General features: G+C 58.2%; 22 protein-coding genes. 13 read left to right on the top strand and 9 right to left on the bottom strand.

The window, feature by feature from the left end:
* Window positions 1-323: 323 nt before the first annotated feature.
* Window positions 324-1640, bottom strand: a complete 1317-nt coding sequence (locus ACTQ4R_RS07120; RefSeq protein ID WP_441627235.1) for an IS4 family transposase — start codon at window positions 1638-1640, stop codon at window positions 324-326.
* A gap of 367 nt (window positions 1641-2007) precedes the next feature.
* Entirely contained in the window at window positions 2008-2403 is a 396-nt protein-coding gene (locus ACTQ4R_RS07115; RefSeq protein ID WP_441627351.1) for an EamA family transporter, read from the bottom strand.
* A gap of 16 nt (window positions 2404-2419) precedes the next feature.
* Here ACTQ4R_RS07115 and ACTQ4R_RS07110 point away from each other — a divergent pair, with 16 nt between their 5' ends.
* A complete protein-coding gene (locus ACTQ4R_RS07110; RefSeq protein WP_441627233.1) occupies window positions 2420-2794 on the top strand; it encodes a hypothetical protein in 375 nt (124 codons plus the stop codon).
* Here ACTQ4R_RS07110 and ACTQ4R_RS07105 read toward each other — a convergent pair.
* Window positions 2782-3687: a MalY/PatB family protein gene (locus ACTQ4R_RS07105; protein WP_441627231.1), complete on the bottom strand. Its 906-nt coding sequence runs from the start codon at window positions 3685-3687 to the stop codon at window positions 2782-2784. The two genes, ACTQ4R_RS07110 and ACTQ4R_RS07105, sit on opposite strands and share 13 nt — an antisense overlap.
* A 45-nt stretch (window positions 3688-3732) precedes the next feature.
* Complete coding sequence (locus ACTQ4R_RS07100; RefSeq protein WP_441627229.1) at window positions 3733-3951, bottom strand: hypothetical protein; 219 nt, start codon at window positions 3949-3951, stop codon at window positions 3733-3735.
* Between the two features lie 438 nt (window positions 3952-4389).
* Here ACTQ4R_RS07100 and ACTQ4R_RS07095 point away from each other — a divergent pair, with 438 nt between their 5' ends.
* The 7 genes from ACTQ4R_RS07095 to ACTQ4R_RS07065 all read left to right on the top strand — a co-directional run bounded on the left by ACTQ4R_RS07095 (window position 4390) and on the right by ACTQ4R_RS07065 (window position 15173).
* Window positions 4390-7365: a diguanylate cyclase domain-containing protein gene (locus tag ACTQ4R_RS07095; protein WP_441627227.1), complete on the top strand. Its 2976-nt coding sequence runs from the start codon at window positions 4390-4392 to the stop codon at window positions 7363-7365.
* A gap of 373 nt (window positions 7366-7738) precedes the next feature.
* Window positions 7739-9214 carry a sugar ABC transporter ATP-binding protein gene (locus ACTQ4R_RS07090; protein ID WP_441627225.1) on the top strand — a complete coding sequence of 492 codons (1476 nt, stop codon included), beginning with the start codon at window positions 7739-7741 and terminating at the stop codon, window positions 9212-9214.
* A 14-nt stretch (window positions 9215-9228) separates the two neighbouring features.
* Complete coding sequence (locus ACTQ4R_RS07085; RefSeq protein ID WP_441627223.1) at window positions 9229-10176, top strand: ABC transporter permease; 948 nt, start codon at window positions 9229-9231, stop codon at window positions 10174-10176.
* A gap of 69 nt (window positions 10177-10245) precedes the next feature.
* Window positions 10246-11217 carry a sugar ABC transporter substrate-binding protein gene (locus ACTQ4R_RS07080; RefSeq protein WP_441627221.1) on the top strand — a complete coding sequence of 324 codons (972 nt, stop codon included), beginning with the start codon at window positions 10246-10248 and terminating at the stop codon, window positions 11215-11217.
* Window positions 11218-11329: 112 nt separating this feature from the next.
* The gene (locus ACTQ4R_RS07075) at window positions 11330-12913 is read left to right on the top strand and encodes a response regulator transcription factor (RefSeq protein WP_441627219.1); all 1584 of its coding nucleotides are present in this window, start codon (window positions 11330-11332) and stop codon (window positions 12911-12913) included.
* An 8-nt stretch (window positions 12914-12921) separates the two neighbouring features.
* Window positions 12922-13740: a sensor histidine kinase gene (locus ACTQ4R_RS07070; protein ID WP_441627217.1), complete on the top strand. Its 819-nt coding sequence runs from the start codon at window positions 12922-12924 to the stop codon at window positions 13738-13740.
* 5 nt (window positions 13741-13745) lie between these two features.
* Complete coding sequence (locus tag ACTQ4R_RS07065; protein ID WP_441627215.1) at window positions 13746-15173, top strand: hypothetical protein; 1428 nt, start codon at window positions 13746-13748, stop codon at window positions 15171-15173.
* Window positions 15174-15250: 77 nt separating this feature from the next.
* Here the strand turns inward: ACTQ4R_RS07065 and ACTQ4R_RS07060 are convergent, their stop codons facing one another.
* The 3 genes from ACTQ4R_RS07060 to ACTQ4R_RS07050 form a co-directional block, all read right to left on the bottom strand.
* The gene (locus ACTQ4R_RS07060) at window positions 15251-16624 is read right to left on the bottom strand and encodes an MATE family efflux transporter (protein ID WP_441627213.1); all 1374 of its coding nucleotides are present in this window, start codon (window positions 16622-16624) and stop codon (window positions 15251-15253) included.
* 81 nt (window positions 16625-16705) lie between these two features.
* Window positions 16706-17272 carry a molybdenum cofactor guanylyltransferase gene (gene mobA, locus ACTQ4R_RS07055; protein WP_441627211.1) on the bottom strand — a complete coding sequence of 189 codons (567 nt, stop codon included), beginning with the start codon at window positions 17270-17272 and terminating at the stop codon, window positions 16706-16708.
* A 189-nt stretch (window positions 17273-17461) separates the two neighbouring features.
* The gene (locus ACTQ4R_RS07050) at window positions 17462-19705 is read right to left on the bottom strand and encodes a DMSO/selenate family reductase complex A subunit (RefSeq protein WP_441627209.1); all 2244 of its coding nucleotides are present in this window, start codon (window positions 19703-19705) and stop codon (window positions 17462-17464) included.
* 263 nt (window positions 19706-19968) lie between these two features.
* Between ACTQ4R_RS07050 and ACTQ4R_RS07045 the strand changes: the two genes are divergently transcribed.
* The 5 genes from ACTQ4R_RS07045 to ACTQ4R_RS07025 all read left to right on the top strand — a co-directional run bounded on the left by ACTQ4R_RS07045 (window position 19969) and on the right by ACTQ4R_RS07025 (window position 23409).
* Window positions 19969-20472, top strand: coding sequence for a GreA/GreB family elongation factor (locus tag ACTQ4R_RS07045; RefSeq protein ID WP_441627207.1), 504 nt, complete (start codon window positions 19969-19971; stop codon window positions 20470-20472).
* A gap of 201 nt (window positions 20473-20673) precedes the next feature.
* Window positions 20674-21093, top strand: coding sequence for a YjdF family protein (locus ACTQ4R_RS07040; protein WP_441627205.1), 420 nt, complete (start codon window positions 20674-20676; stop codon window positions 21091-21093).
* A gap of 113 nt (window positions 21094-21206) precedes the next feature.
* Window positions 21207-22079, top strand: coding sequence for an SPL family radical SAM protein (locus tag ACTQ4R_RS07035; RefSeq protein ID WP_441627203.1), 873 nt, complete (start codon window positions 21207-21209; stop codon window positions 22077-22079).
* A 17-nt stretch (window positions 22080-22096) separates the two neighbouring features.
* Window positions 22097-22447, top strand: a complete 351-nt coding sequence (locus ACTQ4R_RS07030) for an arsenate reductase family protein (protein ID WP_441627201.1) — start codon at window positions 22097-22099, stop codon at window positions 22445-22447.
* Entirely contained in the window at window positions 22444-23409 is a 966-nt protein-coding gene (locus ACTQ4R_RS07025) for a tRNA dihydrouridine synthase (protein ID WP_441627199.1), read from the top strand. The genes ACTQ4R_RS07030 and ACTQ4R_RS07025 overlap by 4 nt, the downstream gene beginning before the upstream one ends.
* A 54-nt stretch (window positions 23410-23463) precedes the next feature.
* Here ACTQ4R_RS07025 and ACTQ4R_RS07020 read toward each other — a convergent pair whose 3' ends face one another.
* Window positions 23464-24537, bottom strand: coding sequence for a PTS transporter subunit IIC (locus tag ACTQ4R_RS07020; protein ID WP_441627197.1), 1074 nt, complete (start codon window positions 24535-24537; stop codon window positions 23464-23466).
* 127 nt (window positions 24538-24664) lie between these two features.
* The gene (locus tag ACTQ4R_RS07015) at window positions 24665-25177 is read right to left on the bottom strand and encodes a transcription repressor NadR (protein ID WP_441627195.1); all 513 of its coding nucleotides are present in this window, start codon (window positions 25175-25177) and stop codon (window positions 24665-24667) included.
* Window positions 25178-25389 lie beyond the last annotated feature (212 nt).

Here is a 25389-nt window from a genome sequence, read left to right as displayed (position 1 = left end):
AAACAGTCAGTCTCAGCTTTTCAATGCTCAATGAGATAAATTTTACCCGAGCAAATCTTTTCCATAGAGAAAATTTGTCTCATCATCCATCACCTCAAATGAGAACTATTTCCGAGTCCATGTTTTGCGCCTAATTTCCAAGGCGTCAGTATGACTTGTTGACACAGCAAAGATATTACACAGCCGAGTGGTACTATTGCCACTCTGCTGTATTTTGGCTCCATTTTTACATCTGTTCTATCACTTGTTGAGATTTTGGCACTATTGACTTTAGCTGTAAAAACCAGTCTCTTTTTGGTGCAGTACAAGAACAAGTTAAAATTTCAAGCGACACGGTAGTTGAACGGGACAAACGAAGTTGGGTGTAAATTTCGCACATTGGCTCTATCAGGCTTTACCTGTACCAAATACTGTGACATATCCGCTATGAGTTGTTCCCCACTTGCGCCGGGGGTTGCCAAAAACCGCTTCACCAGATAAGTCGCCATCTTGGTGTTGATTTTGTACTCATAAGCGTTATCCGGCTTCTGTTCAAGGACAATGCCGTTGATGATTTTCCAGACAGCGGCGGAAGTGATGAAGTGCCCGTAAATCTCCTGTCGGGAATAGTCCTCTTTCTTGCACTTCATCCGGCTGGCTCCGCAATCGTACTTGATATGGCGGAAGAAGATTTCCTCCCGCCAACGGAGCCTGTAAAGTTCCATGATTTCTGCGGCGCTGAACTCGTCGCGTGAAAGCGAGGTCAAGAGGGTTTCCAGATCTCCGTTAGGCAGTCTGCCGCGCACCACTCTCAGCCGCATGATATAGGGTAGTGGGTGAGCAAAGCGGGAGACATAGGTGCGTGGGCTGTTGACTTTGCCCCGCTTGCTGCCCGTATTCACATAAATGTGTCCCTTTTCCTTGCTCGCTTGCGACTGGCTGTCCGTCAGAACAAACTCAATATCGACATCCAGTTCTTCCATTGGCAAAGCTTGTATGGGCTTTAACGCGCCATTATTCTGCTTTGTGCGAATAACGAAGTCCAGCCTCTTTTGCTGAAAATCTGCAATTAAGGGATAGGAAGAGTAAAGTCTGTCGCATACGAAAATGCAAGGCGGAAAATCGTTCCACGCCACCATAAAGGCCGCATCTGCGTGTTCGTTCTGCTTGCTGATAGGGTGCAGTACCATGTCCACCGTCTGATTAGAAAGCAAGTCTACCATGACCGTGGCTTTATACTGGTTATACCCGCCCTTGGCTGTGTTTGACGCAGGCATGAAAGACGGCGTGTCCTTGTTGAGTGCTGTGTTGAAATTTACGCCGTCTATGCCAATCAGCTTGCGGCCCTTGTAAAGAAAGGCATCATTCCCGTTGTCTGTGTCAGAGAAGCGGCGCAGAACATAGTATAACAGTTCGGAAGGAATGGCGGCGCGGCGCTCAGAGAAGCTGGACGCAGACACTTTTAGGCTGGGGTAATCGTACAGTTCCTTGCGTAAACTGTTTCCGCCCATGAGGCAGAGCAACTTTATCATGGTCACTTGGTCGAGTTTGCGATTTCGGGAAAACAGATTGGCAGGCTCGTCAGCATCACGCTGCCAGTCTTTGATTGCGGAACGGATAGCATCTTCAAATTCCATCTTAACTTTATCAGCGATATTCATAATCTTTTGCTCCTGTCATGTATTTGCCGGGATTGGACGCAAAAGAAGCGCATGACAACAGCTCCCACCGGCAGGGAAGCCATTGTCATGCGCTCCTAAGACACTCATCCATATGTCAGGACAGCAGCATGAATTGTAAAATGGGTCGGCAATAAGCCAAAATCGTAAAATCTCGTAAAACTCTCAAACTGGGCTACTAAGGCCAAATACAGGTTAGCATAAGCAAATAGTGCTGTCAAAGGAAAGAACAGAATGTTCACTAAAAGTTCACTAACCGAACACCCCGTGAGGGTAAAAATAGCGACAAGAGCGCAAACCGAACAGTTTGCGCTCTTGTCCGAACAGCATTGGAGGCGGCGGGGCACGCTTAGGCGATACGCGCCTTTTCCTTGCGGGCGCCGTCCAGTGTGATGAAGCATACGCTGGTCAAAACCAGCAGGCTGCCGACAACGATACCCTCCGTGATCTGGTCAGAGAACCAGAGGGTTCCGAACACCACACTGACCACCGACTCCAGCATGGAGAGGAAGGATGCGGTGGAGGCGCCCAGGCGCTGGATACCGAACATCATCAAGAAATAGCCGGTCACCGTGGCAAGACCGGAGAAAAAGATGAGCTGGAGCCAGCTGGCCAGGCTGCTGGGTGTCGCCAGATTGCCGGTGGCGGGAGCCAGCACGGCGAAAAGCAGCGTGCCGGGCAGAGAAACATAGAACAGCTTGACCTCCAGGGCCATCTGGTTGGCAGGGCCTTTTTCGTTGGCAATGAGATAGCTGCCGTAGGTGAAGGCAGAGGTAACAGCCGGCAGGATGCCCTTGGCGGGCAGGGCGCCGTTCTTGCCGGTGAGGATAGGTATAGCCGGCGCCGGAGGCGGGGATGGTGGATGTCAGAATGATGAAGGGGATGCAGGTGGCGATAGCCAGCAGGGCGCCCATGATGAAGGCGTAAGGGGTGCCGTGGCCGGTGAGGCCGATGACGATACCGGTCAGAACCATGATGCCGGAGCCGATGATCTGACCCACGGCCATGCCCATACAGTCGCTGAAATTCAGCTTCTTATGGCCGTTGGCTGGTTGATTACTCATTTTGTTTCCTCCCTTTGTTTTTCGGTTTCCCTCTATTCAAAAAAGCCCTGTTTCAGAGCTTATTTGACGTAGTCGCGGTAAAAGCGCTCCAGACCCTCCGGGCCCTGCTGCAGTACAGAGCGGGTGCAGCCGATGTTCAGCCGCATGAAGCCGTCGGCCTGCTTGCCGTAGTGGCTGCCGTCACCCAGAGCAAGGCCGTACTCCTTGGCCAGAATGGAGGTGATCTCGCCGCTGGGCTTGCCCGCGCAGGTCATGTCCAGCCACATGAGGAACGTGCCCTCGTGACGGGTGACATGGACCTTGGGCATCTTCTCGGCAACGAAGGCGTTGACCAGCTCCACATTGCCCCGGAGGTACTCGCACACAGCGTCCATCCACTCGTCGCCGTGATTGTAGCCGGCCTCCATGGCGGTAAAGGCAAAGTCGGTGGGACCGAACATCCAGCGGCTGTCAAATTCATAGCGGACCTTGTCGCGGACCTCCTGGTTGGGGATCATGATGCAGGCGGACACCAGGCCGGCCAGGTTGAAGGTCTTGCTGATGGCGGTGTAGATCACCAGCCGGTCGGGGATCTGCTCAAACTTGCCCATGGGCGTGTACTTCCGGGTCAAGCCGTAGTCGGCGTGGACCTCGTCGCACAGGAGCCAGACCTTGTACTGGGCGCACAGGTCGGCCACCCGGGAGAGCTCCTCCTCCGTCCACACACGGCCCACCGGGTTGTGGGGGTTGCAGAAGATAACGGCCTGCACGCCGTTTTTCAGCTCATCCTCAAAACGGGCCCAGTCGATGGTGTAGTAGTCGTCCTCATGATGCAGGGGGCAATCCACCAAGGTGTGCCCGCTGTTCTGGACGGCGGCGAAAAACGGATCGTACACGGGGGTGAAGGTCAAGACCTTGCCGCCCTTTTCCACCAGAGCTTCCAGGGCGAAATAGATGCCGGTCACCACGCCGCAGGTCATGAACATCCAATCGGTATCGGGCTTCCAGCCGTGGCGGCGCTCCCACCAGCCCTAAATGGCTTGGAAGGTGGAGGGAAGGGGGTCGGCATAGCCGAACACAGGGTGCTCGCAGCGCTTTTTCAGCGCGTCCACCACGGCGGGCGCCGTGGGAAAGTCCGTGTCGGCGATCCAGAAAGGCAGAAGGCCGTCCTGCTGACCGAAGCTGTTCTGGAAGTTCCGCTTGATGCTGGTGGTCCCTCTGCGGTCTACGAACTGGTCAAAATCGTACATTTGAACAGATCCTTTCTTTATTTACCGGGCGGTTAGGCTGTCTTATCAATACCGTCCTGTCTTAACATGTATTACAATAGAACCGATATAAGCGTACAAGAGGTATTTTACAAAATGTGCACATTTTTACTGTTTACACAAAAAATAAGGAAAAAATTATATAATACTGATAAATAAAAGAGAAGAGTTGTATATCTAAGGGCCCCGACATATTATACTTAAATATAAGATTGCAGGGGGAAAGCACCCTCATCCGCGGACTTTGCGGTCTCCCGCTTGAAAAGAAAAGGGAACGCGGCGGCTGCCGTGCCCGGTTAAATGCCCGCAGAGTATTGATGTTTATATAAAAATAGTGTATAAATGTAACTAAAAGATGCATTTGTAACAGAAGAATATTACCCTGGAAAGGGCGGGATGTTCGACATGCATACGTGGTTTTTGAATTGCTATATAGAAATTTCCATTCTGATCGCGCTGGCTGACGGGATCTTGGCTATCAAATCCATTCTAAAAAACAAGACCACGGGGAGATATCTGAGCTTTGCCTGCGCGGGCGCGGCTGTGGTGGACATCAGTTACTTGATCAGCATCCTCAACAACGACTATCGGTGCGTCTCCGTCATGTCCAGCATCTATTTTGTCAATATTGACATCATGCTGGTCTGCCTTCTCATTTTTACCGTTTATTTTACAAAGGGGAAGTTTACAAAAACCGGGAAAACCGCAATCGGCTTCAGTATCCTCTACACGGCTTTTGAGGCAGTGGTTTTCGCCATAAATCCCTTTTACGAGATCGCCATCCACTATGTCCGCAGAGACACCTACATTGCCCAGTACAGCTACCAAATGAAACCGCTGTACTGGATGCACCTTATTTTTACATATACCCTGGTAGCGGTGATTCTGATTCTCTTGATCCGGAAGCAGCGCAGGATTCCCCGGGAATATCGGTCTCAGTATCGATATGTGATCCTCGGGATCGTGACGATCGTTGCGGTGAACGCGGTGTTTCTCTACTGGCCCGGTGTGAACATCTATAATCTTCTGGACTATTCCATCTGCGGATACAGCCTCACGGCCTTCCTGCTGTATTGGAGCTGCTTTGAATATTCGACCCACGGCATGCTGAACTGTCTGAAAACCAGCATTTTTGAAAATATCGGCCAGGGGATCGTCCTGTTTGACTACCATGACCACTTGATTCTCCACAATAAACGGGCGGACGACCTTCTGGGCGGCATCCAGACGGAAAAATGTGCGGAATTGGGAGATTTTCTGAATTGCTACCATCTCTCTTTGAATTCTGAAACGGAGAATGACAGCTTTTCCTTGCAGTGCTATATCAAAAAAGGCGAGGAGATCCGCCCGCTGAGGTGCGATATCCGCAGTTTGAAAAACGAAAAGGAGCAGCGGCTCGGGCAGCTGTTCGTGTTTTCGGACGCGGCGCTGGAGACTGACCTTCTGACAGGCTTTCAAAATCTGGAGAGCTTCCGGATGCTTGCAAAGGATCAGCAAAATACGTTTCCCGCCCCCACGGCGGTGGCGATCTGTGACATCAACAGCCTGTCGGTCATCAACAGCACCATGGGAAACCATGTGGGAGACCAGAAGATCAAGCTGCTGGCGGATACCATGCGGCAGTGTTTTCCCAAGCACACCTACTATGTGCGGGGCGTGGAAGCGCACTTGATCGCCCTGTGCAGCCACAGCAGCGAAGCCGAGATGCAGGCGTGCCTGGAGCAGGTGAAAGAAAATTTCCCCGGTAAGATACAGTATGCCGTCAGTATTTTCACGAAAGAATCCTCGGATATCACGCAGGCCATATACGCGGCGTCACAGGCGATGCGCGCGAAGAAGCTGCTGGATCGGGAATCCATCCACTCCGAGATGCTGACGTCCTTGATCCGGGCCCTGCAGGAGTGCGACAGCGACACGGAGCACCATGTGCGCCGCACGCAGTTGATGGGAGAAAAGCTCGGAAAGCGGATCGAACTGACGGACATCCAGCAGAGCAACCTGTCACTGCTCTGCCTTCTGCATGATATCGGCAAGATCGGAATTCCGCTGGAGATCCTGAATAAGCCCGGGAGGCTTTCGGAGGAAGAGTGGAAGATCCTGCGTTCCCACACGAAAAAGGGCTATGAGATCGCCAGCAGCAATACGGAGCTGAAGGGGATCGCGGAGGATATTCTGCACCATCATGAGCGGTGGGACGGCAAGGGGTATCCGGATGGCTTGAGCGGGGAGAGCATTCCGCTTTTGTCCCGCGTGATCGCTGTGGTGGATGCGTATGACGCCATGATCAACAACCGCTCTTACAGGCAATCCATGTCTGTTCCCAAGGCCATGGAAGAGCTGAAGCGGTGCGCGGGCAGCCAGTTCGACCCGTATATCGTATCGGAATTTCTCAGAAGTCTGAAGGAAGGCTCTCTGGAGGAGAAGGAGGAGCAGGGAAAGGCCGAGGCGAACGGAGACAATCTCGAGAAACAGGCGGACAGCCTTGACAGCGAGACTGCGGAAAAAAGGCATACGGTCCACCAAGTTCCATACAGCCGGTATTTGCTGGATGACTCCATGTATATCGTGTCTGTGGATGAAAATTTTGAGAAGATGACGGGATACACGGCGGAAGATATCCGGCAGCGGCCCATGCTCCAGGCGGATCTGATCCCGGAGGAGGACCGCATGGAGTACCTCTGTCAGACCAACGCCCGCCTTGCAAAAAATCCGCTGGTTTTCCAAGAGCATAAGATCCGGAGAAAAGACGGCTCTGATATTTATGTATTTTGCTGCGGCAGGATCTACTATGATTCCGTTGTGCGTGCTGAGCGCTCAGAGATCATCATCGCGGATATCACCAACACCTATTCCATGAAGATGCTGACAGACGCGGAGCAGAACAAGGCACAGATCCAGCTGCGGTATTGGGAGCGCACATACCGCAGGGATTCTCTGACAGGACTTTTGAATCATGCCGCGTTCCGCAGCGATGTGGAATTGAAGATTCTGGAAGGAAACTCCAAGGTCATGATGCTGATGATCGATGTGGACCGGTTCAAGGAGTACAATGACACTTTCGGCCATCATAACGGCGACAAGTTTTTGATCTTAGCCGCGCAGACACTGATGACGTCTTTGAGAAAAGAGGACCGTGCCTGCCGCATGGGCGGCGACGAGTTCGCGGCAGCGCTCTTTTTTGACAAGGATACCCCGGACGCACAGATGCAGGAACGCGCACAGCAGATTTTTGACAAGGTCAATATCACGCTGAAAACCGTGGAAGGCGGCGCGGGGATCTCCATGGGCATGGTCATCACAGAGTCGGAAATGACATTCAACCAGCTGTACGAGGCGGCGGATAAAGCACTCTATCAAGCGAAAGACCATGGCCGCGGAAGACTGGCTGCCTTTTAGGACGGAAAGCCCGCCGTCCTCCAAGAAGGCCGTCCGCCTCAAGTCTGAACTGGGGTGGGCGGAGGGAACGCCGGGCCGCGGCACGGAAAAAGCAGACTGCCAAATACGAAAGGCCCTGAAGCCAAAGCGGCTTTAGGGTCTTTCGTGTTTATCTGCCGGCTTGCCGTGAGAACGGAGCAACATTCTGCGGAGCGCGCCAACGACCCTCCGGCTGGCAGGGGCCATTTCCTGCCGAGAAAAGGCCCGAACGGCAAAAATCCAAAAATTATCCCCCGTCATGTGAAAAACGAATGTTTCGGAATGGAATCGAATTCGGTAAAATGTAATAAAATTATTGTGTGAGGGGGGAGATTGTGTGGAATATGTGCTGGAAATGAAAGATATCAGCAAAACGTTTCCGGGCGTCGTCGCACTCGACCACGTGCAGCTGCAGGTAAGACCGGGAGAGGTCCATGCGTTGATGGGAGAAAATGGCGCCGGAAAATCCACCCTAATGAAGATCCTTATGGGTATTTATACAAAAGATCCCGGCGGGGAGATCCTCTTTGACGGAAAGCCCTATCATGCCTCCAATCCCAAAGAGGCCATGGATATGGGCGTCGCCATGATCCACCAGGAATTGAACCCGATCCTGGACATGGCCGTGTATGAGAACATTTTTGTGGGGCGGGAGCTGCGCAAAAACGGCCTGGTGGACAAGAAGGCGGAGATCGAGGAGGCGCAGAAGCTGATCGAGGAGTGCGGCCTGCACGTGTCGCCCAAGGAGACGCTGCGAAATCTCACGGTGGCCCAGTGCCAGCTCATCGAGATCATCAAGGCCATTTCCGTCAATGCGAAGGTCATCATCATGGACGAGCCCACCGCCGCCATTACCGAGCGGGAAGTGGAGCTGCTGTTTGAGCATATCCGCAGGCTCACCAAGAAGGGCGTTGCCATCATTTACATTTCCCACCGCATGGCGGAGATCTTTTCCATCTGCGACCGGGTCAGTGTCTACCGTGACGGACAGTACATCGGCACGGACGACACGGCGAATCTCACGGAATCCCAGCTGATCAAGATGATGGTGGGCCGGGAGATCACGGATGTGTATCCGAAGCTGGAAGCGGACATCGGCGAAGTCATCTTCGAGGCGAAAAACATCGTCCGCACGGACAAGAAGGTGAAAGGCGTCAGCCTGTCTGTCCGCAAGGGCGAGATTCTGGGCATCGGCGGTCTGGTAGGCGCCGGCCGCAGCGAGCTGGTGGAGGGTATTTTCGGAATGCACCCCCTCTCCAGCGGCGAGATCTATGTGAAGGGCAAAAAGGTGAAGGTGTCCTCGCCGCAGGATATTATCAAGGAAGGCGTGGCCCTCATTACTGAGGACCGGAAGGTCACGGGTCTGAACTTGAGCGGAACGGTCAACGACAATATCGCCATGGTAGCCATCAAAAAGCTGCTGAGCAACGGCCTGTACAACAAAAACAAGGCATATAAGGCGTCCCAGGAGTACATCGAAAAGCTGAATATCAAAACTCCTTCCGTCAACCAGATCGTCGGCAACCTGTCCGGCGGCAACCAGCAGAAGATCGTCATTGCCAAGTGGCTGCTGAACGAGCCGGACATCATCATTCTGGATGAGCCCACGCGAGGGATCGATGTGGGTGCCAAGCGGGACATTTACCTGCTGCTGGGAAAATTGGTGCAGCAGGGCAAGGCGATCATCATGATCTCGTCGGAGATCCCGGAGCTCATGGGAATTTGCGACCGGATCGCTGTTATGTGCGAGGGTAATTATTCCGGTGAGGTCCGGCGCGAAGAATTCTCCCAGGAGCGCATCATGACATTGGCCTCCGCCATCACGGTATAAAGGAAGGGGAAAGCATGAAAGAGAAGAAACGTATCAATACACTCATCAGCGAGTATTTCATTTTCGTGATCTTTATCGCGCTGGTGATCGTTTTGACCTGTCTGAAGCCCAGCTTCATCACGCCCGGCAACCTGGTCAACATCCTCAAGCAGGCCTCCATCAACGGCATTCTGGCGTTCGGCATGATGTTCGTCATCGTTGCCGGCGGATTTGATATGTCCGTTGGCTCCACCGTGGCGTTTACCGGCATCCTGGCCGCCATGCTGGGCCAGGGAAACTATCCGCTGATCGTGCCTCTGATCGTCGCCATGCTGGCCGGCCTGGCTGTGGGTGTGGTGAACGGTGTCGGCGTTGCCGTGGGCAATCTGCCCCCCTTCATCATGACGCTTGGCACCATGACCGCCGTTCGCGGCCTGGCGCTGCTGATCTCCAACGGAAAGCCGGTCATCGGCATCAGCGCGGCATACAAGGCTGTCGCCGCTTCCACGTTCTGCGGCATCCCGATGCTGGCTGTGTTCCTGGCTGTCATTATTGCCATCTGCTCGTTTGTCCTGTCAAAGACCGTCTACGGCCGCCGGGTCTATGCCTGCGGCGGCAACCTGCTGGCGGCCCGGGTGTCCGGCATCAACACCACGAGGATCCGCATCTCCACTTTCGCCATCGCCGGTCTGCTGGCTGGCCTGTGCGGATTTTTGATGACATCCCGCGTGACCATCGGCCAGCCCACCGCGGCTGAGAGCTATGAGATGGATGCCATCACCGCCTGCGTGGTGGGCGGCGTGTCCATGTCCGGCGGCGTGGGCAAGCCCTGGGGTGTCGTGGTGGGCTGCCTGCTCATCACGGTCATTGCCAACGGACTGGACATTATGGGCGTGTCCTCCCACTGGCAGAAAATTGTCAAGGGCGTTATCATCGTCCTGGCGGTGCTGATCGACATTAAGGGAAAGAGCAAGAAAAACTGAAGGTGTCAAGAGATGGATGCCGCGCCGCGGCTCCGCTCTTACATAAAATATATTTTTGGAGGATAGATCATGAACAAGAAAAAGTTTCTGGCAATGCTCCTGACCGCCGCTATGGCACTGGCTGTTCTGGCAGGCTGCGGCAGCAAGGAGACCACCGCTCCCGCCGCTCCCGCTGAGAGCGGCGCATCCGAAGCCGCTGCTTACAAGATCGCTCTGATCCAGCAGCATCAGACCAACGCTTTCCAGATCGCCGTCACCGAGGCCGCCGAGGCCAAGGCCGCGGAGCTGGGCGTTGAGCTGACCATCCTGAGCGCTGACCAGGACGCCGCCACCCAGATCACCCAGATCGAGCAGTGCGTGTCCGAGGGCTTTGACGCCATCCTGTTTGAGCCCGTGGACCCCGATGGCCTGCGTGACGCCGCCAAGGCCGCGTCGGATGCGGGCGTGGTTGTCATCAACATCGTCTCTTCCTGCACGGACTGGGAGGACGCCGGTATCTCCGCTGTTTCCTGCGGCAACAATGTCAAGGCCGGCGAGAACGAGATGCAGCATGTTGCCGACCTGCTGGGCGGCAAGGGCAATGTCGCCATCCTGACCGGTCCCGCTGCCTCCTCTGACGCGCTGGACCGTCTGGAAGGCTATGAGAACATCCTGGCCAACTATCCCGACATGGTCCAGGTGGTCGCTCCTGCCGACTGCCAGTGGGATACCGCCAAGGCCCAGGCCACCGTGGAGAGCTGGCTGTCCGCGTATGATCTGGACGCTATCGTCTGCGAGAACGACGGCATGGCCGTCGGCGCCGGCAATGCCGCCGGTGCCAACAGCGGCATCGTCATCACCGGCCTGGACGGCACGCCCGACGGCTACGAGGCCATTAAGGACGGCCGCATGGCCGGCACTGTGGCCCAGGACGGCGGCGCTATGGCTGCCAACGGCCTGGAGGCCGCGGTCACCCTGCTGGACGGCGGCTCTCTGGAGAGCAACGTCCTCATCACCGACAGCGTCTGGATCGACGCTTCCAACGTTGCCGATTACGAGTAATCCATTCGCGCGAAATATCTCTTGGCAAACTCGGGCCAAAGGATTATAATGAAAAGAAAGGGAAAACGGCTTCGTTTTCCCTTTCTTTGTACAAAAACCGGAGGAATGGGCCATGCTGAAGGTTGTTCTGGCGGATGATGAAAATAAGATCCTGCTGCTGCTGCAAAAGCTGATCGACTGGAAAGGTCTGGGCTATGAGATCGTCGGCACGGCCAATGACGGCCTGCGGGCGCTGGAGCTGGTGCGGGAAAAGCGCCCCCACCTGTTGATCACGGATGTCCGGATGCCGGGATGCAGCGGGATCGAGCTGATCCAGCGGGCCAAGGACTTGCAGCCGGATCTGCATTTTATCATCATCAGCGGCTACCGGAAATTTGAATATGCGCAGAACGCTTTGAAATACGGCGTGGAGGATTACCTGCTCAAGCCTCTCAAGCAGGAGGAGCTCACCGGTATTTTGCTGCGGCTGAGCGACAAGCTGGGAAAAGAGGCCGCACTGGAGTTCCAGCTGAAAAAAAGCGGCGAGCGGCAGCAGGAACTGCTGGTGGATGCGCTGTGGAGCGCCGCGGAGCGGCAGCAGCCTTTCCTGGACGCGCTCCAGGCGTACGGGGGCTATGGCTTCCAGTTTACAGAGGGGGTCTGCTTTGCCGCGTTGGTGAAAGTGGATGTCGCCAAAGCCGCCCAATATCAGGACAGCTATCAGATGATGATGCGCCATGCGCTGGAGATCGTCCGGCGGGAGGTCCGGACGCTGACGGATGCCTATGCCGTTGCCGCACGGAAAGAGGGCATCGCGGTGCTTCTGAACATGCAGGAGTATCAGACGGTGGAGGTGAAGCAGTGCTTCACAAAGATCCGCAAGGAGATCGAGCAGCAGCGGGACCTGTTTTGGTATATCCGCTGTACCATCTGCCTGGGCAGCCGGCAATCCAGCCTTGAGGGTGCCAGCACTTCCATGCGGGAGGCGCTCTGGTGTTGCCGTGACCGGCTGTGCAGGGTGCAATCCTGGCGGGACGCGGAGACGGAGCAGGTGGCCTTTGACCGGCAGTACTGCATGGAGACAGCCCAGAAAAAGCGGTTCCAGGTGGCGGCGGAGTGTCTGGAAGAGGCACGTTTTGAGCAGGAATTGGATGAGTGCTTCCAAACGGTCCTCTCCCTGCCGGATCTGAACGGCCAGATGATCGAGGATTGGTTTGACCAGGTGTTGGAGGCCTGCCTGTACGGCATGCAGCAAAGCGGTCAGGTGGAGGACCGGTTCGCGGAGAACATGGAGGAGAAGTTCTGGCTCTGCGCAGACGCCCAGAGCGTGCTTCAATTGCTGCGCCAGGACATCAGCCGGGAGCTGCGGCGTCTGGGGGATGAACAGTCCCTGCGGGAGACGCGTCCCATTACCGAGGCCAAGCACTACATCCAGCAGCACTACCGGGAGTCTCTGCGGCTGGAGGATGTCAGCAGCGCCGTGGGCTTCAACGCCACGTATTTTTCCACCCTGTTCAAAAAAGAGACCGGGCAGAACTTCATGGATTATCTGACGGAGCTGCGGATCAACAAATCCAAGGAGCTGCTGTGCGGCGATGCGCTGCCGATCCAGGATGTGGCCGAGATGGTGGGCTACCGGGACCTGAAATACTTCTCCAGGCTTTTTAAAAAGACCACCGGCGTCAGCCCGTCGGACTATAAGAAACTATACAAGTAGGTGATACTATGTGGCTGCGGACCGGATGGAAGCTGCACAAGGCGCTCCGGCGTTATCAAAATGACCGGGACCTGGATGCGTTTTTGCGGACGGACTGGGGAAAAGACCCGCTGCTGGACCTCTTTTTCGCCGACATGGAAGAGCGCCTGCATGGCGAGGAGATCACCAAGCTGCGGCAGAAGCAGGCGGAGTATCTGGCACTGCAAAACCAGATCAATCCCCATTTTCTCTATAACGCGCTGGAGGCCATCCGGACCGACGCGCTTTTGGCGGACTGCGAAGATATTGCGGAGACCACGGAGGCGCTGGCCACGTTTTTCCGCTATACCATCTCCAATGTGAAGGAATATGTGACGTTTTCGGATGAATTGGATAACACGGAAAACTATTTTACCATCCAGCGGTGCCGCTTTGGTGACAAGATCTCGATGGAATTGGAGCTGGAGAATGAAAAGCTGCTGGAAGCGCGGATGCCGAAGCTGATCTTGCAGCCTCTGGTGGAAAACGCGGTCTCTCACGGCCTGGAGGGAAAGCTGGGGCCCGGAACGGTCCGCATCGTGGTGGAAAACAGCGACCAGACCTTGTTCCTGCGGGTCCGGGATGACGGCATCGGTATGCCGGATGAACGGGTGGAGCAGCTGAACAGGCAATTCGCGGAGGGCACCGAGGCGGTGGTCGGCCAGCAAAAGGGCGGCATCGCCCTGCGCAACGTCAACAGCCGCATCCGGCTGATGTTCGGGGAGGATTACGGCCTTCATATCTTCAGCGCGGCAGGCATCGGAACGGAGTGCTGCGTGACGCTGCCGCTGTTGCTGCAAGAGGAGTAACCGCCATGAAAGAGGAACTGATCCGGGTTGAGAACGGCTGCTTTCAGCGGGAGGATTGCGAATATCACTTTGAGCTCTCCATTTCCCGGGGAGAGTGTATTGGCATCTACGTGGACGACCATCTCACCTCCGGCACCGCCTATCTGGACATCTTCAAAGGCGGCTCCCGCATGAAAAGCGGCAAGGCCTTTTCCTGCGGCCACCGGGTGGGCGGACAGGCGCTGGAGCGCTGGATCCTGCAAAACAGCATGATCGTGGACAAGTATCGGTTTGCGTCCAGGGAATTGACGGTGTGGGATTTTATCGTGGCGCTGGTGAAGCCTGTGAACCGGGGGCAGCGGAAAGCGGTTGAGCGGCGGTTAAACAGTCCGGAGGCCGCGGCGGCGCTGGAGCAGATGGAGCTGCGCATTCCCGTGGACTTGAGCCTGGCGGAAGTCTCTTTGCTGGATTATTACCGGCTGTGCGTATTCCGCGCGTGGCTCTGGAACAGTGAGCTGCTGGTCCTGGACCGGCTTACCGAGGTTTTGCGCCAGAGAGATCTGGAAAAGCTGATGCAGAGCGTCCAGCCGCTGCTGGAACGCGGGACAGCGGTCATTCTGTTTGATTTGGATGAGGCGTTTATGTACCGCTGCTCTGACCGGATCGACGTTATCAAAAACCGAAAGACCTGTTACCGGCTCTATCCGGAAGAATACGGTGAGAGGCTATACGAGATCCTTGGCTGGAAATGCCGCGGCGGCGGGGTCGAGCAGGCCGGACAGTACAGCGGGAGCAGGGTCGTCCTGCAGGTATCCGACTTGGCGTTTCCCGGGATGGCGCCGCTGCATTTTCAAATCTGCGGCGGAGAGATCGCCTTCCTGCGGGATGAGAATTACAGTACAGCGGTACGGCTGCGGAACTGTTTCCTGGGCGGAGAGCGCTGGCTGGGAGGGACGTTCCGCTTGAACGGGACCGCGTATACCCACGGGGAACTGACCAAATTGATCGGCACGGAGATCGGCATCCAGATCGAACGACCGGACCGTCCCAACGGCGTTCTGTTTGACAATTTGACCGCCTTGGACAATCTGAGCGCCTGCCTGCTTCCCAAGGCGGGCAAGTGGATCGACACCAGGCGCATCACAGCGAATATTCTGGACGAGGCGTCCCGGTGGTTTGACAGGGAGACGCTGCAAAAGCCCCTTTGGACGTGGCCGCTGCCCCAGCGGCTGCGCTTTTCCTATTACAAGTGGTATCTTCTGAATCCGAAGCTGCTGATCTGCTTTTTTCCGTTTGCCGGCCAGGAGACAGCGCATCACGAAATGATCATTGATATGCTGGTGACCTGCGCCGCGCGGGGAATGGCCGTGTGGGTGATTTCCTCCGGCATTGATGCCATTTGTGAAAAGACGGAGAACCGGGAATTTCTCAGACGCCTGCGCTATCTCAACTGACCGGGGCAAAAACACCGCCGAAGCCTGCTTTCAGACTTCGGCGGTGTTTCTTTGCCTATATGGAGCTTGCGCGGCATTTACGGCTTGGCACATTCGCTGCCGCCGCGGGTGACGACCCGCACCCATTTCCAGCTGTGGAGCCGGATGGCCACGGGGATGATCTTATAGAGTTGGTCCCACTTTAGGAGGAAAAATACCGCCGCCGGCGTCAGATTCCAGCGGAAGGCCGCCAGGGCGGACAGGGGGACGATGATGAGCCACATGCTGATGAGGTTCATTTTGGCGCTGAAGGCGGTGTCACCGCCGCCCCGGATGATGCCGTTGTCGCAGGCTACTTGATAGGAGGTCCCCACAGTCGTGAGGGCGATCACGGCCATAAACTGCATGGAAAGGAGATAGGCGCGCTCTGTCAGCGAGCCGCCGAACACCGTTAGGATCGGCGTCCGCAGCAGGAAGATGGCAAGGCCTGTCAAAATGCCGATGCCGGCGAACAGCACCTCCAGCGTATGTACCAGCTTTTTCAGTTCTGACTGCTTCCCGGCGCCAATGGTCTTGCCCACCACAATGCCGGCCGCCGACGAGGCACCGTATGCAACCACGGAGAGCACTTGATAAGCCTGCACGGCGATGGCGTTTGCCGCTGTTACATCGCCGCCCAGGTGTCCGAGAATACCCGTCTGTACCATTTGCGCCGCGCCCCACTGGGCCTGGTTGAGCAGGACGGGAAGTGAGACCTGCATATAGTCCCGGATATAACTGGTGTCGATGAAAACCAGCTTTTTCAGTGTGAGGCACAGTTGCTTTTCACGGAACTTCAAATAGTAGATGACGATCAGCAGCTCCATGATGCGGGAGACCAGCGTGGCGATGGCCGCGCCGCGGACGCCCAGCTGGGGAAAGCCGCAATTGCCGTAAATCAGCAGGTAGTTCAGAGAAATGTTGATGCACAGCGTGGAAAAGGAAATGATATATCCCAGCTTGACGATCCCCACGGACCGCAGGGACGCCACCAAAATGCGGGTCACCGTAAAAATGATGTAAGAGAAGCTGATGATCTGGAAATAGCGGACACCCTCCGCAATGACCAGGGGCTCATTGGACAAAAGGCCCAGCAGCTGCCGCGGCGCCAGCCGCACGATGCAAAACATCAAAACGGCCATTCCGCCGCCGAAGCGCAGCGCGGAGCCGATGATATGGGGAATGGGCTCCAGCTTGTTTTTTCCCCAGTATTGAGCGCCCAGTACCACGGCGCCCTCACCGGCGCCCTCCACCAGCATCTGCAGCATGAATTGCACCTGGTTGCACAGGCTGACGCCGCTCATGGCGTCCTGGCTGTACCGCCCGAGCATCACGGTGTCCATCATGTTGACGCTGTATGTCAGCAAATTTTGCAGTGCCAGCGACAGCGCCAATATCGAAAATGTCCTGTAAAACTCCTTTTCCCGTATCATGGAAGGTATCGCTCCTTGTGTTATCGCGTACTCGCGGCTCCTCCGGCGTTTCCGGCTGGAGAGGGCGGATATCCCCTGCCTCTATTTGGAAGCCTGCAGCCGCAGCAGGTCCTCCGGCGTGTTGAGGTTGTAAAGCACCCGGTCCGGTATCTCACCGGACAGGCTGGCCCACCGCAAATGGGGCAGCAGGTCCAGGACCCGCCGCTGTCCCTGCTCCAGCTGGCGCCGGATGGCTGCCAGGGCACGGCGGTGGTAGACGCCGCACAGGGGGTGGAGCCGTCCTGTGCTGTCTGCCAGCACCAGGGCATCCAGCTCCGGGGAGAACCGCTCCGCCAGCAGTCGGGGCAGCTCCGCCGTCAGGTTGGGCAGGTCGCAGGGGAAGCACACCAACGCATCCGTATCCGTGGCGGAAAGGGCCGCCTCGATCCCCGCCAAAGGCCCGGCGTCTGGATAGCGGTCGGCTGCAAGGAGCACCGGCAAGCCCTCCGCCAGCCCCGGGTCGTTGGCGGAGAGCCACAGCTCTGGAAAATCCGCCAGCTGCCGGACGGTGCGGGCTAGCAGCGTTTCACCGCCGATGACCAGCTTCACCTTGCACTGGCCCATCCGGCGGGAGTGTCCTCCCGCCAAGATCACAGCACCAAATGTCACAGGTATCCTCCTCCCGCCAGAAATGTGACGCAAACTTCCTCACCTTCCCGGATACAGTTGGCACCGGAGGGGTGGGAGATGAAACCCCGCACTTGCTGTTTCCCCAGGCCTGTATCCGCCTGCCGGATGACGCAGTCCGCTCCGGCGTCCGCCAGGCGGCGGATACGTATACATCCGGTGCCTGCCGTTTCATACCGCCGCCACCTCCACCAGATTCGTGTGCTGGCCGTTGCCCCGGGCATAGGGCGTGGGCCGCAGGGAGGTCAGCACATTGATACAGCCGCCCCGGTCCGTGCCGTCCGGGTCCGGGTCGTACCAGGCCCCCTGGGACAGGGCCACAACGCCGGTCATGACCCGGTCCGTCAGCTTCACGGGAACCCGCATCCGGCCCCGGTCATTCCAGACCAGCACCTCCTGCCCGTCCGCAAGGTTCCGCTTGGCGGCGTCCTCCGGATGCATCCACAGGCACTGGGGGTCCAGCTTGTGCATCCCCAGGTTGTTGTCGTGGATGCTATGGCAGCGGCGCTTCGTGTGCCAGCCGATGAGCTGGAGGGGGTACTTTTCCGCCAAGGGGTCGTTGGGGCCCTCCGGCGGGTCCACATACCGGGGGATGGCAGGCATAAAGTCCCGGAACGTAGTCCGGTAGATTTTTTCCGAGAAGATCTCCACCTTGCCGCTAGGGGTGGGGAAGGGATACTTCTCCGGGTCTTGGCGCTGCTTTTGGAAGGCGATGACGCCCGGGTTATTCTGGTAGCGGTAAACGCCGGATTCTTTGAAAGCGGCGTACTCCGGCAGCTCCGGTTCCTTCCTGCGCAGGTCGTTGTAGCAGTACTCCAGCCACTGGCCCAGGGTGCGCCCCTGGGTGAACTGGGGGCCGAGGCCGATCTTCTCCGCCACCTCGCTGAGCCAGTCGTACTCAAAGCGGCTCTCGTACAGCGGCTGGATGACCTGGTTGGTAAAGCCCAAAAAGTCGCCGTACTGCCAGGGCATGACGATGTTCTCCCCCTCAAGGAAGGAGATCCCCGGCAGCAGGATGTCGGCAAATTTGGCGCTGGCGGTCATGAAGAGGTCGCTGCACAGAATGAATTCACACTTGGAGGTGTCCGATAAAATCTCCTTGGTGCGGTTGATGTCGCCGTGCTGGTTGATGAGGCAGTTGCCCGCCAGGTTCACGATCATTTTAATGTCGCTTTGCAGATGTTCTCCCCCGGTGACGCCGTCCAAAGCGGTCATCTCATGGCCCCGGAGGACAGCCTCCGTCCACAGGTAGGTGGGGATGGCCATGCCGTAGGGGTTGGGGAGCTTGGGCAGTCCCGGATAGGGATGCCGGGTGCACAGACCGTTGCCGCAGGCCCAGCCGCCGCTGACGCCCACATTGCCCGTCATGCAGGCCAGCAGGATGCCGCCCCGGGCGCTCTGCTCGCCGTAGGCGTGGCGCTGGGCGCCGAAGCCCTGGATGAGAGCCGCCGGCTTGGCGGTGGCGTAGCGGACGGCCAGGGAGCGGATGACATCCGGGCTGACGCCGGTGATGGGCGCGGCCCACTCCGGCGTCTTGGGCACGCCGTCGGTTTCGCCGGTGAGGTAGGAGAGATAGCACTCCGACGGGTCCACGCCCGCCGGCATATGGGCCTTGTCGAAGCCCACGCAGCAGCGGTCCAGGAAGTCCTGGTCCTGGAGGTCCCGCTCCACGATCACATAGGCCATGGCGTCCATCAGCGCCGCGTCTGTGGCCGGCTTCAGCGGGACCCACTCCGCCCCCAGGGCCAAGGCCGTGTCGTTCCGGCGGGGGTCCACCACGATGATGGGGATGCCCTTGTCCCTGGCCTTGCGGAGGTAGTACATGGTCTCGCAGTCGAATTTCGTCTCCACGGGGTTGTGGCCCCAGAGGATGATGAGGTTGCTGTTGAGCCAGTCCGCCAGGTCGTTGCCGGTCTCAGCAGTGCCGTACATGAGGTTGGTGGACTGGGTGATGCAGGCGGTGGAATAGCTGTTGTAATAGTCCAGATACCCGCCGCCCAGCTTCAAAAGCCGCTTGGCGAGGGTGCTGCCGCTGATCATGGCGCTGATGCCGGTGGCATAGTTAACGTAGCGGGAGCCGACGCCGTAGGTATCCCGGATGCGGACCCACTCCCGGGCGATGATGTCCGTGGCCTCCTCCCAGCTGATGCGCTGGAACTTCCCCTCGCCCCGCCGGCCTACCCGCTTCATGGGATACCGGAGCCGGTCCTCGCCCAGAAAGGTCTTGTGATAATTCATGCCGCGGACGCAGGCGGTCAGAGGCACGCAGTTCCCCGCCGCTTCCTGGGAATCTGTTGTGAGCTTTTCAATTTTCCCATCCCGCACGTGGGCGTGGATGATGCACCGCCCGCCGCAGTTGTTCCGGCCCATGGTGTGGATCACCCGGCAGCCGTTTGCTTCTTCCATATGCGTCACCGCCTTGTCTGCTTTGTTTGTATCATAGTGTAGCAGGTGTTTTTTCGTTCAGCAAGCACTTTCGAAGAGAATGGCCGGGTGCCGGTGTTTTTTCAACACCTGGCGTCCGTGTGAGAGGACTGCACTTGACAAGTCTTGCCGGAGCAAGCTATGATACAACCGTGCTGACAAACCGGAACCGTAAGAGATGTTCCTATATGCTCCGGAATATTATTTATGTAATTTTCTGCGTTTGCTCTGGATACGGACAGGAGGATGGGTATATGTATGATGAGCTGACAGAGGTGGATATTAAAAAAATGCAGGAGGAGATCGACCACCGGGTGCGGGTGCTGCGTCCCCAGCTGATCGAGGAGGTCCAGACGGCCAGGGCCTTCGGCGACCTCAGTGAGAACTACGAATACAAGTGCGCCAAGCAGGCCAAAAACCGCAACGAGAGCCGCATCCGCTATCTGGAGCGGATGATCCGCACCGCCAAGGTCATTCAGGTGAAGCCGAAAGAGGATGCCGTGAGCCTGTTTGACAAGGTCACCATTTACAACGAGATGGTGAAAAAGGAAATGGACATCCGCATCGTCACCACCCTCCGGCAGGACGCGCTGAAGGGCCTCATCAGCAAGGAGTCCCCGGTGGGGAAGGCCTTGATGGGCCACAAGGTGGGCGACCGGGTCCAGGTGGAGGTGAATCCCACTCTAAAGTATTTCGTGGAGATCCGGGCCATCGAAAAAGGCGAGGACGACGAGAGCCTGGACATCAGCATGTATTGAAAAGCGCCCCGGACCGGCTTCGGTCCGGGGCGTTTCGCGGCACTGGGGCCGCTTGACGGCGGCACTGGGACCGGGTATCATGAAAGGGCGGAGATAAAAACACGGCCCGGTTGGTAGTCCGGGCGTCCCCAATAGGGGATCAGTAACCTGCCTCCTTGGTTGTCCGTTCTCCGAACAGCTGTTTTTAAGGAGGAACTGCACATGGAACACGGATACGCAGAGCTGACCGTCTGGTTCGAGGACCCCTTTTGGGTAGGCCTTTACGAGCGGCGAAGCGGCGGGACCTATGAGGTCTGCCGGATCGTCTTTGGCGCCGAGCCCCGGGATTACGAGATCTACGCCTACCTGCTGGAGAACTGGCGGCGGCTGCGGTTCAGCCCATCCATGGAAGAGAAGGGGCCTGCGGAGCGGCGGATCAATCCCAAGCGGATGCGGCGGCAGATCGAACGGTCGCTGCAAAGAACGGGGACCGGCACGAAAGCCCAGCAGGCGCTGAGGCTTCAGCAGGAGCAGGGTAAGGCGGCCCGTGTCCGCCGCTCCCGGGAGGAACGGGAGGCGGAAGCGGAACGGCAATTTGCCCTCCGCCGGGAAAAGCGGCGGGAAAAACACAAGGGCCATTGAGGCCGGCGCCCCGGAACACGCGTGTTCCGGGGCGTTTTCTGCTTTGTTTGGGGGTTTTCACCGGCGGGGAATCCTGCTATACTGGTCCTATCTGATGAGGGGAGGCGGCAGCGGTGCATGAGGTACAAGCGAAAAGCATCCTCTCCGCCCGCAACGGCATCAACGTGTACCGGGGCTGCACCCACGGGTGCATCTACTGCGATTCCCGCAGTACCTGCTACCAGATGGACCACGCCTTTGAGGACGTGGCGGTGAAGGTCAACGCGGCGGAGCTGCTGGAGGATGCCCTGCGGCGGAAGCGGCATCCCTGTATGGTAGGCACCGGCTCCATGTGTGACCCCTATCTGCCCCTGGAGGCGGAGACCCGGCTGACCAGGCGGTGCCTGGAGGCCATTTACCGGCAGGGCTGCGGCGTGTCGGTGCTGACCAAGTCCGACCTCATCCTGCGGGACCTGGAGCTGCTCAAGGCCATCAACGGCCAGGCCAGGACGGTGGTGTGCACCACGCTGACCACCCTTGACGAGGACCTGTGCCGGGTTTTGGAGCCCAACGTCTGCACCACCCGGCGGCGGTTCGAGATGCTGCGGACCATGCGTGAAAGCGGTATCCACACCGGCGTGTGGCTTTGTCCCATCCTGCCCTTTATCAATGACACGGAGGAAAACCTCCGGGGGCTGCTGGGCTACTGCTTTGACGCGGGGGTGGAGGTCATCGTGAACTTCGGTATGGGCGTCACCCTGCGGGACGGGGACCGGCAGTATTTTTACCGGCAGCTGGACCGGCACTTTCCCGGCATGCGGGAGCGGTATATCCGCACGTTTGGGGACGCCTACCAGTGTCCAAGCCCCCGGGAAAAGAAGCTCGCCGCCATTTTGCGGGAGGAGTGCGGCAAACGGGGCGTCATCTGCCAGCCGGAGGCGGCCATGGCGTACCTTGCCGCTTTTGAAACGCCCCAGGAGGCGTGCCAGATGAGTCTGTTCACATAACGGAAGGAGAAAATGATATGCTGTTTTTATGTTATCCCAAGTGCACCACCTGCCAGAAGGCAAAGGCCTGGCTGGACAGCCAGGGCGTTTCCTATACCCTGCGGGACATCAAGCTGGACAACCCCACCGCCGAGGAGCTTCGCCAGTGGTGGACGGCCAGCGGATTGCCCTTGAAGAAGTTTTTCAACACCAGCGGACTGCAGTACAAGGCTCTGGGTCTGAAGGACAAGCTGCCCGCCATGAGCGAGGAGGAGCAGCTGTCCCTCCTGGCCACCGACGGCATGCTGGTGAAGCGGCCCATTCTGGTGGGGGATGGCTTCGTGCTGACGGGCTTCCGCCAGGCGGAGTGGGAAGAGAAGCTGAAATGATCCGCCGCATGGATTTCGCCCCCCTGGACGGTATTACCCGGGCGGTGTACCGCAGGGTGTGGCACAAGTATTTCGGCGGTGTGGACCGCTACTTTATCCCCTTTTTCTCCCCCACGGACCAGCACATCCTGACAGACCGGGACCGCCGTGAGGTGGGACCGGAGAACAACGCGGGCCTCCCCGCCGTGCCCCAGGTGATGACCTGCCGGGCGGCGGATTTCCTGTGGGCGGCGGAGCTGGCGGCGGATATGGGCTATACCGAGGTGAATTTGAACCTGGGGTGCCCCTCCGGCACCGTCACCGCCAAGGGCAAGGGCTCCGGCTTTCTGGCAAAGCCGGCGGAGCTGGACCGCTTTTTTGACCAGGTGTTCTCCAAGGTGAAGCTGCCGGTGTCCGTCAAGACCCGGCTGGGTATCTCCGACCCGGCGGAATTTGAGGCGCTGATGGATATTTATGACCGCTATCCCATTGCCTGCCTCACCATCCATCCCCGGGTGCAGAAGGAGAAATACCGGGGACAGGTGCACCTGGAGGAATTTGCCCGGGCGCTGGAGCGGAGCCGGAATCCCGTGTGCTACAACGGCGATTTGCGGACCGTGGAGGAGGTGCGGACCCTGGAGGCCCGGTTTCCGGCGGTGGAGGCGGTCATGATCGGACGTGGGGCCGTGGCGGACCCGGCGCTGCCCCGGAAGCTGCGGGGCGGAAGCGCCGCCACGAAGGAGGAGCTGCAGGCCTTCATGCAGGAGCTGTACCGGGAATACCAGGCCTTTTACGGACAGGTGGGCACCGCCGCCCAGCGGATGCGGGAGGTCTGGTTCTACCTCATCCACCTGTTTGAGGACGCGGACCGTTTGAATAAAAAAATGCGGCGGTTCAAAAATCCCGGAGAGTATGAGGCGGCCGAGGCGGCCATCTTCCGGGAGCTTACCTTGCGGGACCACAGCGAGGGAGACTTGGTATAAAAGAAAAACAGCCGCGCCCATGCAGGGCGCGGCCATTTGTTTGTTTGTGAAGGCTCACTCCAGGGTCAAGTCGCCGTCCTTCACCCAGCCCAGCTTCCGGCACACCTGGTTGATGGCGGGGGCCAGGATGGCGGGGAGGACGAAGCAGATGAGCACCAAGCCCAGCCAGTCGAAGCCGGTGGGGGTGATGGCGGCGGCACCCTTGGCGATGGCCTCCTCACTGGGGGCCAGCCAGCCGGTCCACACGCCGATCTGGCCGCACAGGCCGCAAGTGCCCATGCCGGAGTTGATGGGGGCGCCGTTCATCTCCAGCTTGAAAACACAGGTGGCAATGGGGCCGGTAATGGCGGAGACCAGAGTAGGGGCGATCCAGATGCGGGGGTTTCGCACGATGTTGGGCATCTGCAGCATGGAGGTGCCCAGGCCCTGGCTCACCAGACCGCCCCAGCGGTTTTCCTTGAAGCTCATGACGGCGAAGCCCACCATCTGGGCGCAGCAGCCCGCCACGGCGGCGCCGCCGGCAAGACCCGTCAGCCCCAGCACGGAGCAGATGGCGGCGGAGGAGATGGGCAGAGTCAAAGCCACACCCACCAGCACGCTGACGGCAATGCCCATCCAGAAGGGCTGGAGCTTGGTGGCGTTGTCGATGATGATGCCAAAGGCGCTGGCGGCGGAGCCGATGGGCGGCGCGATGAGCTTTGCCAGGGCCACGCCCACCACGATGGTGACGGCGGGGGTCACCAGGATGTCCACCTTTGTCTCCTTGCTGACAGCTTTGCCGCACTCGGCGGCGATGATGGCGATGATAAGCACCGCCAAGGGCCCGCCGGCGCCGCCCTCGGCGTTGGCGGCCCAGCCCACGGCGGCCAGGGAGAACAGCACCATGGGGTCCGCCTTTAAAGCGTAGCCGATGGCCACGGCCATGGCGGGACCGGAGACGCTCATGGCGTAGGCGCCGATGTCCGTGAGGTATTGGACACCCAGCTGGAGCCCCAGGGTCTTGATGATGGTGCCGATGAGCAGAGAGCAGAACAGGCCCTGGGCCATGGCGCCCAGAGCGTCGATGCCGTACCGCTTGGCGGAAATCACAATGTTTTTGCGCCGGAGAAAAGCTTTTACATGTTCCATAGGAAGCACCTGTTTCTTCTGTAATACAAAATGGTAGACAGGTGTCTTGACACCTGTCTACCAAAATATACACGTAAAAACCGGTCTTGTCAACGTCTTTTTCAAAAGAACTTTAGCGGGAATGGGCTCAGCCCTCCAGGAGGACGGACATCTCCCGCAGAGCGGACAGGACCCGCTGGAATGCCGCCTCATCGGGGCAGGAGAGGGTATGGAGGTGGATGCCGCCGGTCAAGTCTGAGAGGGGGCGGGCGTCAGAGCGGGCGCACCGGGCCATGAACTGCCCCACGTCGTACCGGCTGGACAGCTGCAGCGGGCCGGTCAACTGGCCGTAGATGGGGTGGTCCACAATGACATCCACAACCGTGCAGCCCTGGTCCACGATGGCGTTCAGCTCCGCCTCCATGCCGGCGGAATCGTGCTGACAGGCCACCTGGCGCGTGAGACCGCCGGTTTCCCGCAGGACCACATACCCCCGGGGCGTGGCGGAAATGCTGGCGCCTGCCGCCCGCAGCAGGGCCACGTCGCCCACCACCACCTGGCGGCTGACGGAAAACTGCCGGGCCAGCGCAGTGGCGCTGACAGGGTGACCGGCATGGTTTAAGGTGTCCAAAATGGCTTGACGGCGTTCCTCGGCGCGCATGGCGGATGCCTCCTTCGCGGATGTCTTGACAGCAGTATACCACACTGGAAGAAAAATGCAAAGTAAAAAGGAGAGCGCAGCGCGCTCTCCTTTTTGTGATATTTCGCCGCCAGGCGGAAACGGAACGAAACGGACTTTGCTCCTAGCCCCCGGGAATCGCGCCAAAACCCAGCGGAGCGGATTTGGCGCGAAGAAGGAGGAGCAAGGAAGTG

It is taken from the genome of Dysosmobacter sp. Sow4_B12 (genome assembly GCF_052116665.1).
Taxonomy (GTDB): Bacteria; Bacillota; Clostridia; order Oscillospirales; family Oscillospiraceae; genus Oscillibacter.
The sequence above is the reverse complement of the archived record's forward strand: the minus strand, read 5'-3'. Positions and strand labels throughout refer to the sequence as shown.